Here is a 13,663-nt window from a genome sequence, read left to right as displayed (position 1 = left end):
GTCTCTACTTGTTAGTTTGATATACTGATTAATTGGCTTTTGAGCGGTGAAATATCTGGTTGTGACGTCGAATAGTGGCGTGATGCTCTTCCTTTTTGCGCGTTTATGGTGTTGAATTTTATCGGTATGGTTTTACTATAGTGAAACCAGTAGCAACCATTCTATGGCTCATATTTGGGGGAGAGTCAAAGATCATCAATACACCAGGCGAAAAAAAGAGACTATAACAAACGGATTTTTGCTAATTTTTCTACTAATCACTAACCTTGTGTTAGTTAGATTGAGTTAATTATTATGTATAGAGTGACTGAAAATCATGAGCGGATCATCGATGCGCTAGCCGGGTATACCCAGGTTGCTAATCCAGATGAGATTTCGCGCGGCAAGCGTCGTTATCATCTCACTAAAGATAATGTGCGCCGGGTTATGTTCATTCTTGATGGTGATTTCTTACTCAAATTAAAGAGCGAAAATAAGGTATTAAATATCTTATCGGCTCCTTTTGTTGTCGGTGTCACTCCGGCACTCGATGAACCACCTGTCTATCTGGAAAGAATTGATTATGGAAAGGTCAGTTTCATTGATTATGATGTGTTCTGGCGCCTGGTGTTTGAGAAAGACCTTTTCAATGATGCCATGTCCATTCTATCTGGCCAGTACTCTGACCTGATGAACTACATCCAGCTACCTAAAAATAACTCATATGATGAAGTGATTTCGTTGATTGGCCGCTGGGGGAAACTGCCACCGCACCTTAAGAAGAGATTTTCGGCACTTTATCTGATTGAAAACAGTTCTCATCTTTCAAAAAGCTCCATTTGCAGAGTGCTGAAAGAATTAAAAGAGAAAGGTGAACTCACCCTGGTTAATGGCAAGTTTACCTGATAATTTTTGTCTAAACTTTGAGATGCTTAAGGGAAAAATGGATTTTAAAGTCATTTGTACAAATGAAAACTACTTCTTTCGGCTGGGCATCTCAAAAATTATTGAGCAAGCACTGTTATGTGACACGCCAGTAGAGTTTTTACCCGCTTATGACGCACAAAATTTATATCAGGCGGATTTCATACTAATCAGTGTTGCACAGTGGCGCCTTTATATGTGCCAACCTGCCTACCGGGAACGGAAGCCCGGTAGCATTTTAATGGTGTTTGTTGATGAGGTTGCAGACATCGTTACGGAACAACTGCCTCTCTGCTATCGTTCTTTAATTACTATCTCGCGCAACGATTCTGTCCGTACTATTTCTGAAAAAATCGTCCATTTCTGGCTGGAAAATCAGGAAAGCGTCAAAGGATTTGTACCCTCGGATTGCTCACATTGTTATTTTTCGCGTATCACGGTTGTTCAGTTGCAGGTGCTAAGCTTTTTAAAGAAAGGGTACAGCGTGGGGCAGACAGCTAAACGTCTGAATCTTTCGGCTAAAACGATCTATGCACATAAGTATAATGTGATGAAGAAGTTTTCGCTAAGTGGTGATAAGCAGTTTAACGCTTTTATTAATGATGTCACCCTGCTGGAACTTTATAAAGGCGTTATTGAATCTGCAAAATTTTAGCTATTTACTCAGTACATATTGGAGTGATTTCTGAAGTTATTAGTCATTTCTGATGAACTGCTTCCCTGTGATGCACAGACTGCCTTTCGTGTTCAGGGTGTAAAGAGGTTTTTGTGAAGAAAGAGCCACTAGACAAAGAAAAATCTTTGGCCATTACTTTTAAAATGGTGACAGCAATCATGTTAGGTATGATTATTCTGCTATCTGTTTATATTTACAGTAACTATGTCGTTGCTGCACCCGTACTTCATCTTCCGGATACGTTTCAGTCAGGCGTGGATAGCCGTAATCTCTCTCAGTCTGTGCCAGCACTGAACTCTTCGCACGAAGGTCAGCAGGAACAAGCCCGACATAATCGGGAATTATCAACCGGGCTTCTTTTCAGCATCTGAAGTGGCAGTATTAAAAGTCACTTGTTGTATCAGCCATCGCCAGTACCGGAGTGCGAAGTTGTATGCCACTTATCTTTTCGCCAGTGAGTTGCCCGAAGTTACATGAACCGTCTGATAGGCTGATGAACTTAAAAGCCAGCGTCATCGCTGGCTTTTTGTGTTTTTGTAGAGGATTATTTCAGGATAAATATTCGATCTACATTGATTTCGCTATAGCCATCATCGCGGTCGATTTCACCGGTAATCCGGACCTTTTTGCCAATCAGATAACGATCATCATCGTCGTCATCATCTATATCGACACGAATACGGCCAGTCGAATCTTTTAACCAGTAGTGATTATCATCGGCCCTGCCACTGATAGTCCCTGTGAGCGTAACCTGTCGATCGTCGTGCATCGTTTTCGCCTCTGCAACGGTGACCTCCTGACGAGCATACGCCGAGCCCGAGCCCGAGCTGAGCAAGGCCAGTATCATCCATAATATTTTCTTCATTCACATCTCCTTTAACACGCATCTTTTACTGCGTTTATTTTTTAAAAACTAAAGCGGTAGCCGGCGTTCACCTGGCGCTGGTTGAAACGATTACCATCAACCATATCGGCTTCGATAAAAAGGGTATGGCTACTGATTTGCGCGCTGACAACGACACCGTTATTTCAGCCATTTCCTTCAAATGAGAGACGCTCCTCTGATCCATTCAGAGCTATAAGCAGCATCACCGTCAAACTCGCGTAAAACGCCTGTTTTAACATAAGTGTTAGTTTGTAATTGCTCTGATTAACTTCATCGCCTGCCAGTACAGTGGCTCATCCCATCATCGATTTAAAACTTTATAAAATGTTAAGGTCATTTGACGCCCGTACCGAGGTCCCATGCTGATGACCTGCGGTTAGTTGCAACTCTGGTTCCAGATAAAAATCCATGAGTTCGTCAGATAAACTGAATTTTTTTTGCTTTGAGTCATCCACTCAGGCCTGATGAGACACCATTACCGTATGTGTGATTATTCTGAGTATCGGTGACATTAAACAGATTCCTCAGGATCTTAACGTTCGAGCCGTAACCGCTGACACGCAATGCTATACCGTTGGTGCCCCTGAGTACTGATTTGTAATGCGTCGGCCTGCAATGAGGACTGGTTGCTCACAACCACCCCTTCTGCGTAAGCAATACCTGACGCAATCGATGTGACAGAGCTGCCCGATCCTAAATTTGCAGAAACCTGTTTTCCGCTCAACTCAAAAGCGACTGCGGTTATCCCTGAAGCATTGAGCACTAATTTATCAGCAGTAAAGTGACTGCCTGCAGACTGGATGAAAATGCCTTTAGCATAGTGCTCAGCATCTTTCACGGTAACCGTACTGCCTGTACCGGCAGTGATTTCAGCGGCAGTTGCACCTGTTACCAGGATCCCATAATAACCATCGCCAGTTGACTGATCGGCGATCAATGTAGTGCCATCAGCCAGAGTAACATCTCCCCCTCTCTGGCTTCCGACAACAGCAGCAGAACTGACCAGCGGCAACATACCCATTCCGCCAGCCAGCATCATCGCTTTTACGCGTTTATTTCTATCAGGAATTTTATTCATATCAGTAACTCTTCCTTAAGGTTTTATTAAAGGGCTAATAGCCTATGAATAGCGCTAAATAGGCTTGCTACCTCTCACTTCATAATTTGTCTTAGCCCGATACGAATTAAGTGTATTGTTTATTAAATCCATTAATAACAGCATGTTTACTAAAGGTGGCAGGATTATGCAGCGTGGAAGTGAATTGTGTAAAGAGAGTGAAAGTGTGTATCTTTTGGCTATAGGTTAAAAGGTATGCGGCATTCTGCGGGAATTTTTATTGAAAATTAAGCTTATGAGTTAGCTGTAACTCGGGAGGGTTTGTTATTTATTATTACAGTTATTCTCATTTGACAGTTATTTATTCTCTCCTGTCCGGAAGTTATCATATTATCAGAAGCAATACGGCTTGTTCAGAGATAGTTTAGCGAATTATTGCTATCATTATTGCACGCTCAGATACACTGCCCGGTTTCAGAAGTGAACTGGCCTAAAAGCTTTTCTGACAAACGTGTGGTTAAGAGCCCCTTAATTAAGACAATGATCGTTATTGCGCGCTGAGTCATAGCCTGGTGAACATGAGAAACGTAGTCTCACCGACCTGAAGTTAATGTTGAGAGAGGGTTAAATGAAAATAGTAAACCGAATAATGGTCTGTTCCCTGATGCTGGCTACTCTGCAAATGAGTGCCTGCACGCCCCATAGTGCTGAATCACCGCGCCTTACAATGCGTAATCCCGCAAGCGAATGGTGTGCTCAGCGTGGCGGACAGCAGGTAGAGGAGGCATCATCGAACGGAAATACACTCTATTGCCTGTTACCATCCGGAGAAAAGATTGAGCAGTGGGCATTGTTTCATCGCGATCACACGAAATAATCTTCTTGCGATTCGCCAGCCAGCAGGCGGGATGTGAGTGAAGTCTATGAAATTGAAGGTCATTGTTAACGATCACTTTTTGCGTCCAATCCCGTCCGGGTACTGATAAAAACCTCATTCTTTTATTACAGTCTTTTTTCTGTACGCCCTCGGCTTTGTGGCCTCATTCCTGCCCCGGAAAATGAGGCTTAGCCTTGCTATTTCTTATCAGCAGATCTTAAATTGTTTAATCGCATGAATGATTTTGACTGTTATTTAATAAGAGCAATCACAGGTGTGTTTAAGTAAATGCAAATGCATGATGTACGAAAAGATTTTCAATCCGAATTAATAAGTTATTTTTTATCAATGTGTGTGCTTGCCAATTTATTTTGATCTCATTTGGCAATAAACCTGATTTTGCTTTTGAGGTTCTTTAAATAATAAATGTTCAATCCATTTTGGCAATGGTTTTTTATTGTCTTATAATACATATAGTTATCACGGTTTTTGCGATAACCTCCCTCCTTTTTTTGATCTGAGTCAATTTATATAAAAAAATCAGATTCTGTTACCGATTGTCATAATGATACTATTTAATTAATTAAGGTATTTTCTTAAATAATAAAAGTATCATGAGGGCAATCCATTGAAATATTTTGGAAGCGCAGCGCTATGTTGCACCTTCTTTATTTGCACCAAATCTTATGCGGGCATCATGCTTAACGACATTGATGTTCAGGATTATCGCGATTTTGCAGAAAATCTGGGTAGTTATAATGTGGGTAGAATCAATGCCCCAGTTTATAGAAAAGATGGATCGCAATCTGACTATCTTGATTTTCCCATGCCTGATTTTGGCGGCGTATCTTCTATGGGCTACGCAACGCTTATCTCACCTTCGTATATTGTCAGTGTAAAACACAACTCCGGTTATAAAACGGTGGCATTTGGCAATGGTGCTCAATATGCCACAACCTACAATCTTATCAATCGTAACGAACTCAGCACACAAGATTTCCATGCGCCGCGGTTAAATAAGGTGGTTACGGAGGCTTCGCCTTACAATTACGTGACCAAATCAGACTTTATCGCTAATTATAAATCCCGCTATTCATGGTATACCCGAGTAGGTACCGGTACGCAGGAGCAAATCAATGATGACCAGACTGAGCGTGTCCGGCTGACGGGTGCTTATGACTGGAAGACTGGCGGTACTATCAGCGCAACTAACGTACAAGACATATCTTATAACACCTATCTGCGTTATTACAATTTGGGTCCTGATGATGCTAATACCACGCCTCTTTCAATCGGTGCTAACGCCGGAGATAGCGGCAGCCCGGTATTTGCCTGGGATGACATTGAGCAGCAATGGAAACTCGTCGCGGTTCATGTTGGTTACGACCTGGACAGCGGTCTTTACAAAAAACGTGCAATTGCAGGCTATATCCCGGGTGATTTCATTGCTTCGGTGCAGGCTGCCAATATTTCACCTGATGTCGTTGATATAGCAGGCAACGGCACGATTTTCTGGGACGATAGTGCAATCACGCAGTACGGCTCCTCCTGGTCATGGGCTGGTCTGGGTTCGGCTTACGCCTCAGCCGCACCCTCTACAGCCACCACTGCAGAACTTGATGCCACCAAAGATCTCCGTTTTAACGGGGCTGGCGGACTGATCACGCTGAATGCACCTATCAATATGGGCGCAGGCAAACTTCAGTTTTCTAACAACTATACCGTGGCTTCAGCCGAGGGTGTGAATGCGACCTGGGCAGGTGGCGGCATCGAAGTTGACGCAGATAAAGAAGTCCTGTGGCAGGTTAATGGATTGGCCAGCGATGCCATGCATAAAATCGGCGCGGGAACACTGCATATCAATGCAACTGGCAAAAATCCGGGTTCACTGAATGTGGGAGAGGGTACGGTTATCCTCGATCAGCAGGCTGATGCTTCAGGCAATAAACAGGCCTTTTCTTCAGTCACTTTAGTGAGTGGCCGGCCAACCGTAGTACTGAATGATGCCACTCAGGTGAGTACAGACCAAATCTTCTTTGGCTATCGTGGTGGCCGATTAGATTTGAATGGCAATGCGCTCAGCTTCAGGAAAATTAATCATACCGACAGTGGCGCTACGCTGGTCAACCACAGTGATACCGCAGCAACGCTGAATATTACAGGCTACACCGCCGCTGACGTTCCCTTTAATACCTTCCAGGGTAGCAATCCCAAAGGCACTCCGGGTTCAATCTATGTCTATAACAACCCCTATACGAAAGATACCGAGTACTTTCAGTTAAATACCTCGTCATACTGGTATTTCCCCACGGATAAATCCTCGACGTCCACCTGGACTTACCTGGGTACTGATGCCGATAAAGCCATTAATCATCGGCTGACGCAGCTAAACATTCAGGTGTTCCGCGGTTTTCTGGGTGAAACGCTGGAGAATGCGCTGAACGGCGTCATGAACGTTAATATTTTGCCGCGCAACGCCACGGCTATTACCGCACTCACCGGTGGTATAAATCTGAATGGTAATCTGGATGTTGCCAGCGGTACTGTAGTCCTTTCTGGGCAGCCAGTTCCACATGCAGGTGGCGTTGTCGTTGATGACGACTGGAACACCTCACTGTTCAAAGCCGATCAGATCAATGTTGGCACCGGTGCGCATTTCCAGGTGGGAGAATACGCGGGTGTCAAAGCAAATATTGTCGCCGCTGAATCAGCAACCCTCTCTCTGGGCTATAACGACAGCACTCAGGCAGGGGAGAAGAGCTGGCGCTGCTATTCTGCGATCTATTCTGATGATGTTTCCTGCAGTCAGCCGGTGCGCAGCGCGGATGATCTCGCGCTGTTACCCGCCAGCGAAGTGGAAGGGGACGTTCAGCTTGCAAACAACGCCTCACTTTATCTGGGCAAGGTGAATCATCAGGGTGCGGTGACTTCTACCGGTAGCAGCCTGATGACGCTGGATGCTAATGCGAACTGGACCATGACTGGCAACAGTAATGTCACCTCACTACTGGCGCAACGTGGATCAACACTTTCGATGGTTCCTTCAGGCAGCTGGAGCGCTAAAACGCTGAGCGTTGATTCACTGGATGCGACCGGATTGAATCTGATGTTAGGCGTCAAACCATCAACGCTGGAGAGCGACAAACTGATTGTAAAAAACTCGGTGCGTGGTGGCGATAACCTGCTGGATGTAAGCCTGTTAGTGAGCAGCGAAGAGCAGGTTGCGCTAACCCAGGATCTGGTGATGGTTGATGCACCGGTCGGCACGTCGCACAGCTATTTCTCTTTTGCAGACAGCTATAGCGGATTCAGTGTTTACACGCCAAATTATCAGGTGAAAGAAGATAACGACCGCGTGCTGTGGGTGCTCGAAAGTAATAAATCGGCTGAACCAGAACCCGCACCGGAAGTGACGCCTGAGCCAGAACCGACGCCCGCACCGGAAGTGACGCCTGAACCAGAACCGACACCCGCGCCGGAAGTGACGCCTGAACCAGAACCGACGCCCGCGCCGGAAGTGACGCCTGAGCCAGAACCAACGCCCGCTCCGGAAGTGACGCCTGAACCAGAACCGACGCCCGCACCGGAAGTGACGCCTGAACCAGAACCGACGCCGGAAGTAACACCTGAGCCAGTAACACCTGCTGAAAACCCGGTGGATGATAGTACTGCTGATCAGGCTGCTGCTGAGAAAGCAAAAACCGAAGCCGATGCAAAAGCGAAAGCAGAGGCCGAAGCTGAAGAAAAAGCGAAAGAGGAGGCCGCGAAAGCTGAAGATGAAGCCAAAAAACCGGCGTTTAACCCGGATGACTGGTTCTCTGTTTACGACAACCTGCCACTAATCCAGCGTACACGAGCCTTACTCGCCTCGCGGCAGTACATTTTCAGTGAAACGGTCAGCCAGTTGCATAACCGCACCGACAGTCTGCGCGCCTCGCCAGAAAGTAGCGGTTCATGGGCAACCATTGAGCAGAGGAAAGGACGTTTTCTGGGTCTGAATACTAACCAGCAGACGCTGAATGTGGGCTGGGATACCCGCAGCGACACGCAAACAGTCGGTTTCAGTGCCAGCTATACCCAGGGCGAAGTCAAAGATGGAGGGAGTGAAAAACATCGACTGGCCACGGTTGGCGCCTATTATTCATGGCAGTCTGATGCCGGATGGTTTGTTGATGCTGCCAGTCGCTATATGTATCTGAACCAGGAGTTAACGCTGGATCCTGCCCTGCATATCAACGGCATTAAAAAGGATAGTCAGATGCTGGCAGGAAGTCTGCGGACGGGATATCAGTTCGGTCTGGCTGACGATACGCTGTTTATTTCACCCTACGTGGGAGTCAGCGGTGGCATCATGTCAGGTTACACCCTGAAAGGAGAGGATGCAGAAGTGGCGTTGAGCTCAGCGACGCCTTACTTCACGACCACCGGCATTATGGCGCAGAAGCGCGGTCTGGGTGTGTGGCTGCCAAACGTGAACCTGAGCGCGAGCATTGAGTATCAATATTCGCCGGGTAAAAACGGCTCAACCACGACGCTTTCAGACCGTCAGTCGAATCGCCAATACAGCGCCTGGTCTGACAACCGCTATCGCAGCAGCGTGGGTCTGCAGGGTGTCATTACGCCTGACCTCTCACTCATCGCGAAAGTCGATACCAGTTTTGGTGGTGAGTTTAAAACGGATTACAGCGGTCAGGTCGGTTTCGCCTGGCACTTCTGATATCGTTCAACAACAGAGCATCACTGTTATAAAGCGTGATGCTCTGTTTATTAACGCACGGTATCATTCAGCAGTAATCTTCAGAAATATATTATCTGAAATCGTTATTAATGAGATACAGGAACGTTAACGCCTGAACATTAATTTAACGTCATTAATCCAGACACCGTTTAACTGAATTAGCATACCAGTCGCCACACTTCAGCAGGCACTTCGCTATAGGTCTCATTCATTATCAACTCGGCTTTGCGATGATCATATGCGCCTTCAAATGATGAGAGATCGTCAGAAGGAAGTTTTTTTCGCATATAACTTGTCACTATATCGAGAATATCGGTTGATGGGCAGTTTCTTAATTTATTCAGATAATAGATCTTATTCATAATTTTTGCTGAATTTAACCTGTTAAAATGGGCTTATGCGCGGTCTTAACTTTATCTAAGCTGACTCGCTATGATATCGATGCTGTCAGGAGAAATAATTAAGATCCTGACAACAGATATACGTGTATCCTTACGCACTGGATGCGTTCAGATGCACAATGTCGCATCTGACGCTTCACTTACCCGGCTAAGCGGAAGGTTAATAAATCAGTATTGCCACCTTGAAATGTTCATAACTTAATGAATTTATTTTTATTTTTTTCGTGTAGCTCTGCCGTAATCCCATATCAGATTGAAAAGATATGCATAGACCAGAAAAAAGATCACCAGTCCACACTCCAGTTTCAGCGCTTCGGGTAGCGTAATATTCAGCCACCATGCTGCAAATGGGATCAACACTAATAAAAGACCGGCTTCAAACAGAACGGCATGGAGGCATCTCATTCGCCAGTCTTTTTTAAATCCTGTTCTTAGCTGAACACTGTCAAATATCAGGTTGAACAGATAGTTCCAGCCCATAGCCAGCGTTGATGAGATTATAGTTAAAAGTGCCGATTGCGCAGGCGCTGCAGAAGCCCAGCTAATCAGGATAATAAAAACCAGCACATTAGCAGCAACTTCGAAAATAACCGCGTGCAGTACTCTCTCTGTAGTGGTACGTACCGGAGATAAATAGTGTTCCAAACCAGACTCTCATTAATCAGCCAGGCACCATTGCTGGTGCATGAAATTTCAGGATAACCGTCTCGTCAACACAGTTTTAAAAAAGGTCTGCAAGTTGCCCTGTCTTAAACGAATGAGAATTTAGCATCGCACCCGCAGAAAGTGAAAACGTAACGCGACTCCGCCATTAAAAACCCAGCCATGCTTGATATTTATCAAATATTATACAAAACGTGCTTTATCAGTTACCCGGCTTCGCGTATCAGCATCACCATTGCTCATTTTGCTCAGTTCTCCAGGGCCAGGGAGGCTAAGCTTATAGGTTTTTTCGTTGCAACGCAGTGTCGGTCTGCTTGATTCGAGGCGATGATAGCAACTCTGGATTGGAATGAAGCATTAAAACCAAAATCTGAACATATATAGATTTATATTTTAATATTTACATTAAATCTAGTTTTTAAGTCTGATTGATGGCGGTGTTTACCGTTCTGTAGCTCTTGCTGATTCAGGCGGACAGGGAAAAGATGATGCTGTTTAAAGTTAAAAGCGCGTTATCCACTGGGCCCTCCCGAGGGCATTCATCAGATCTCATCAGCGTAACCTCCACAACAAAAAATCCTTGCTCTCACGGGATATTGTGACCTGACGGTTTGCTCATATCGAGTTCTCGGCGGTATAAATCATAAAGTCCACTTTTCCGCTGACATACTCATCGGGTTTCTCTCCCTGCTCCAGATAAGTCAGCATCAGCTGCAGCGCAAGCTGGGCATGCTGCCGGGTGTTTTGATCCAGTGTCAGCGCAACGCTCTGCCGCGCCATCAGCGTGCGGGTGGTGGCGTAAAGCTCATGAGTAATCCAGATGCACTGATTCAGCCGACGATGTCGTGCCAGCGCCTGCCCGATCTCGGTATTCCCCAGGCCGGTGTTATAAATGCCCTGCAGATGACCGCTCTGAACCAGCTGCTTCTCCAGCAACTTACTGAGGGTGTCGCGATTTTCCTGGGCGGCCAGAACTTCACGTAACTGAAGATGGGGAAACCGACTGGTTATCAGGTCACGAAACCCTTCAATACGCTGACGATGCGCGCTGTAATCCCGGTGCCCACTGACCATCAATACCTCACCGGGCTGATGTAGCATTTTGCCCATCAGCTGAGCGGCTGTACGTCCTGCCTGCAACTGATTGATCCCCACATGACAGAGCCGGGCGGCACCAGGTAAATCGGTGACCAGCGAGATCACCGGTACGCCACGCGCCTGGCAATGGTCCAGCGCCTCATAGATCGCCGGATGTTCATGGGCAAAAACGATCAGCCCATCACGCGTCTCACCGCCCTGCCTGATAAGCTTTGCCAGTCGTTCTGGCTGAGCCTCGGGGACAAAAGTGCGGCGCAGCGTTAACCGACGATAGCCCAGATGCGAGGCGACCTCAGTAAAATCCTGTGCCAGCTGCTTAAAGAAAAACGAATCGTTGCTGCTCAGCAGTAGTTCTATCTGCCATGGATGACGATGCTCCTCAGGCAGGATACGCTTCAGCCCGACCTCACGGGCTGCCTGCAGCACCCTGTGAACCGTCTCCGGCGCGACGCCGCCACGTTCATTGAGCACCCGATCCACGGTTGCCAGTCCCACACCTGCCCGTCGGGCGACCTCTTTCAGCGACATATCGATCTCCTGTGAGGTAAACACCTCAAAACACCGTGCCGCTAGTGTAAAACGCAGCGTTATCCTGCAGATGCAGCTTTCTGCCGGACTATGATGGAGTTCAAATAAATGAATAAAAAGCAACGTGTTGCCCTGCTGGGGTGTGGCTTTATTGGTGAAGTTCATGCCGCGAATCTTCAGGCGCATCCTGGGGTTGAACTGGTATGGGTTGCGGATGCGGATCCCGCGCGCGCCGCCGACTTTGCGACCCGCTTTGATGCCCGGGCCGCGTCTGTCACCGAGGCGATAAATGATGGGCAGATTGATATGGTGCTGATCGCCAGCGCGACACCGACCCATGCTGATTTGCTGGAAGCCGCAGCCCGCGCCGGTAAAGCAATCTACTGTGAAAAACCGGTCGATCTCTCTCTTGAGCGGGCCCGTTCAGCCGTGGCTAATGTTCTCCCCTACAACGTGCCGGTCACAGTAGGGTTTAATCGCCGTTTTGATGTCAGCCATCAGCAGCTGAAGCAACAACTCCGCCAGGGGCGGATCGGCCCGGCGGAACTGATTCAGATGGTCTGCCGCTCCTCAGCCATGCCGCCGCTGGCCTATCTTCAGGCGTCCGGCGGGCAAATGCGCGATCAGGCTATCCACTTTTTTGACCTGCTGCGCTGGCTGACTGAAGAGGAGGTGACAGAGGTGGCGGCGATGGGTGCAGCGCTGGCTCTGCCCTCGATCAGCGAATTTGACGACGTGGACACCAGCACGCTGCTATTACGGCTGCAGGGCGGGGCGCTGGCACAGCTCGATAATGCCCGCCGCACCGGCTATGGCTACGATGAACGCATCAGCGTGATGGGACCGCACGGGATGCTGGAATCAACCTCTCAGCCACAGCGTGGCGTCAGCTGCTATCAGGGTGCGCAGATTCAGCAGCCAGGCTTATTGCCCGACTGGTTCAGCCGGGTGCAGCCAACTTATTATGCTCATCTGGATGCGTTTATCCGATCGCTGAACGGTGAGCAGATTGACGATCTGCCGGGCTTAGAGGATGGATTGAAAGCCCAGGCGATTGCGGAAGCTGCGGTGAACTCCCTGGCGGAACGGCGTTTCTGTGCGGTGGAAAAAATGCTGTTCTGATTCAGCGTGGCACCCTGGAAAAAAATAATTTTATTTTTATCGAATAGAAACTGGCGCTGAGTTGTTTACCGTACAGCGCCGCGCTAGCGGACTGCATCCGGTGGGTTTTATCGCCTGCCTCACAGACCCGATAAGGATAAATTATGACAACGCGTTCTGGTTTTTCTCTGCTTGCCGTTCCGGCACTACTGCTGATACTGCACTCTCCGCTGAGTGTGGCGATGGGCGACAATGACAGTGATAAAAAGACGCCTGACTGCCCCAAAGGTCAGGTCTATGACAGTCACACTAAAAGTTGTGTGCCTGAGAAGACCAGCAAGCTGAGTGATGACGATAAAACCCGCTATGCCTGGCATCTGGCGAAAAAGGGCGAATATCAGGCGGCGCTCAACCTGCTGGATACGCTGAAAAATCAGGATACCCGCGCAGCCTGGAACTATCGTGGTTACGCCACCCGAAAACTGGGCCGCACGGACGAGGGCATTGGCTATTATCAGCGCGCCATTGCACTTGATCCCCGTTACGCTAAAGTGCGTGAATATCTGGGCGAAGCCTGGATGATCAAAGGGCGTCCGGATCTGGCGCGTGAACAGTTAAAAACCATTGCCGGGATTTGTGGCACAGAGTGCGAGGAGTACCGCGATCTGCAGGCCGCGATCAATGGCCACCCCGAGGTCTGATGCGGCAGGGAGGAGCGAAAAATCACTCACAGTG

At 47.6% G+C, this 13,663-nt stretch carries 12 protein-coding genes; 7 read left to right on the top strand and 5 right to left on the bottom strand.

Features of this window, described 5'->3' with window-relative positions; genetic code table 11:
- Positions 1 to 294: 294 nt before the first annotated feature.
- The 3 genes from ACR8BN_RS22275 to ACR8BN_RS22265 all read left to right on the top strand — a co-directional run bounded on the left by ACR8BN_RS22275 (position 295) and on the right by ACR8BN_RS22265 (position 1,950).
- The gene (locus ACR8BN_RS22275; protein ID WP_031594259.1) at positions 295 to 885 is read left to right on the top strand and encodes a helix-turn-helix domain-containing protein; all 591 of its coding nucleotides are present in this window, start codon (positions 295 to 297) and stop codon (positions 883 to 885) included.
- Complete coding sequence (locus ACR8BN_RS22270; protein WP_235188770.1) at positions 851 to 1,558, top strand: helix-turn-helix transcriptional regulator; 708 nt, start codon at positions 851 to 853, stop codon at positions 1,556 to 1,558. The genes ACR8BN_RS22275 and ACR8BN_RS22270 overlap by 35 nt, the downstream gene beginning before the upstream one ends.
- A gap of 113 nt (positions 1,559 to 1,671) precedes the next feature.
- Entirely contained in the window at positions 1,672 to 1,950 is a 279-nt protein-coding gene (locus ACR8BN_RS22265) for a hypothetical protein (protein ID WP_430019077.1), read from the top strand.
- A 173-nt stretch (positions 1,951 to 2,123) separates the two neighbouring features.
- Here ACR8BN_RS22265 and ACR8BN_RS22260 read toward each other — a convergent pair whose 3' ends face one another.
- Together ACR8BN_RS22260 and ACR8BN_RS22255 are read right to left on the bottom strand one after the other, a co-directional pair.
- On the bottom strand, positions 2,124 to 2,444 hold the full coding sequence (locus tag ACR8BN_RS22260; RefSeq protein WP_434747819.1) for a NirD/YgiW/YdeI family stress tolerance protein: 321 nt from the start codon (positions 2,442 to 2,444) through the stop codon (positions 2,124 to 2,126).
- Positions 2,445 to 2,997: 553 nt separating this feature from the next.
- Complete coding sequence (locus tag ACR8BN_RS22255; RefSeq protein WP_430019074.1) at positions 2,998 to 3,543, bottom strand: hypothetical protein; 546 nt, start codon at positions 3,541 to 3,543, stop codon at positions 2,998 to 3,000.
- Positions 3,544 to 4,150: 607 nt separating this feature from the next.
- Here ACR8BN_RS22255 and ACR8BN_RS22250 point away from each other — a divergent pair.
- Both ACR8BN_RS22250 and ACR8BN_RS22245 read left to right on the top strand, forming a co-directional pair.
- Positions 4,151 to 4,399, top strand: a complete 249-nt coding sequence (locus ACR8BN_RS22250; RefSeq protein ID WP_430019073.1) for a putative hemolysin — start codon at positions 4,151 to 4,153, stop codon at positions 4,397 to 4,399.
- 697 nt (positions 4,400 to 5,096) lie between these two features.
- The gene (locus tag ACR8BN_RS22245) at positions 5,097 to 9,116 is read left to right on the top strand and encodes a S6 family peptidase (RefSeq protein WP_434747818.1); all 4,020 of its coding nucleotides are present in this window, start codon (positions 5,097 to 5,099) and stop codon (positions 9,114 to 9,116) included.
- A 179-nt stretch (positions 9,117 to 9,295) separates the two neighbouring features.
- Here the strand turns inward: ACR8BN_RS22245 and ACR8BN_RS22240 are convergent, their stop codons facing one another.
- From ACR8BN_RS22240 to ACR8BN_RS22230, 3 genes are all read right to left on the bottom strand, one after another.
- The gene (locus ACR8BN_RS22240; RefSeq protein WP_031593862.1) at positions 9,296 to 9,499 is read right to left on the bottom strand and encodes an Hha/YmoA family nucleoid-associated regulatory protein; all 204 of its coding nucleotides are present in this window, start codon (positions 9,497 to 9,499) and stop codon (positions 9,296 to 9,298) included.
- A gap of 252 nt (positions 9,500 to 9,751) precedes the next feature.
- Positions 9,752 to 10,183, bottom strand: a complete 432-nt coding sequence (locus tag ACR8BN_RS22235) for a PACE efflux transporter (protein WP_434747817.1) — start codon at positions 10,181 to 10,183, stop codon at positions 9,752 to 9,754.
- A gap of 633 nt (positions 10,184 to 10,816) precedes the next feature.
- Positions 10,817 to 11,827, bottom strand: a complete 1,011-nt coding sequence (locus ACR8BN_RS22230; protein ID WP_311977966.1) for a LacI family DNA-binding transcriptional regulator — start codon at positions 11,825 to 11,827, stop codon at positions 10,817 to 10,819.
- A 108-nt stretch (positions 11,828 to 11,935) separates the two neighbouring features.
- On the opposite strand from ACR8BN_RS22230, the gene ACR8BN_RS22225 reads away from it, so the two are divergent.
- Both ACR8BN_RS22225 and ACR8BN_RS22220 read left to right on the top strand, forming a co-directional pair.
- Positions 11,936 to 12,949, top strand: a complete 1,014-nt coding sequence (locus ACR8BN_RS22225) for a Gfo/Idh/MocA family oxidoreductase (protein WP_311977964.1) — start codon at positions 11,936 to 11,938, stop codon at positions 12,947 to 12,949.
- A gap of 143 nt (positions 12,950 to 13,092) precedes the next feature.
- A complete protein-coding gene (locus tag ACR8BN_RS22220) occupies positions 13,093 to 13,629 on the top strand; it encodes a tetratricopeptide repeat protein (protein WP_434747816.1) in 537 nt (178 codons plus the stop codon).
- Positions 13,630 to 13,663: the final 34 nt, after the last annotated feature.

Origin of the sequence: Pantoea sp. Lu_F5_004 (genome assembly GCF_051136245.1) — a bacterium.
Classification (GTDB): Bacteria; Pseudomonadota; Gammaproteobacteria; order Enterobacterales; family Enterobacteriaceae; genus Pantoea; species Pantoea agglomerans.
Note: the sequence above shows the minus strand (reverse complement) of the source record. Positions and strands in the feature narration are given on the sequence as shown.

Excerpts from the sequence above, each read along its gene's own strand:
- ACR8BN_RS22260 (WP_434747819.1), bottom strand. The coding sequence starts at position 2,444 with ATGAAGAAAATATTATGGATGATACTGGCCTTGCTCAGCTCGGGCTCG.
- ACR8BN_RS22255 (WP_430019074.1), bottom strand. The coding sequence starts at position 3,543 with ATGAATAAAATTCCTGATAGAAATAAACGCGTAAAAGCGATGATGCTG.
- ACR8BN_RS22240 (WP_031593862.1), bottom strand. The coding sequence starts at position 9,499 with ATGAATAAGATCTATTATCTGAATAAATTAAGAAACTGCCCATCAACC.
- ACR8BN_RS22225 (WP_311977964.1), top strand. The coding sequence starts at position 11,936 with ATGAATAAAAAGCAACGTGTTGCCCTGCTGGGGTGTGGCTTTATTGGT.
- ACR8BN_RS22220 (WP_434747816.1), top strand. The coding sequence starts at position 13,093 with ATGACAACGCGTTCTGGTTTTTCTCTGCTTGCCGTTCCGGCACTACTG.
- ACR8BN_RS22245 (WP_434747818.1), top strand. The coding sequence starts at position 5,097 with ATGCTTAACGACATTGATGTTCAGGATTATCGCGATTTTGCAGAAAAT.
- ACR8BN_RS22230 (WP_311977966.1), bottom strand. The coding sequence starts at position 11,827 with ATGTCGCTGAAAGAGGTCGCCCGACGGGCAGGTGTGGGACTGGCAACC.
- ACR8BN_RS22275 (WP_031594259.1), top strand. The coding sequence starts at position 295 with ATGTATAGAGTGACTGAAAATCATGAGCGGATCATCGATGCGCTAGCC.
- ACR8BN_RS22250 (WP_430019073.1), top strand. The coding sequence starts at position 4,151 with ATGAAAATAGTAAACCGAATAATGGTCTGTTCCCTGATGCTGGCTACT.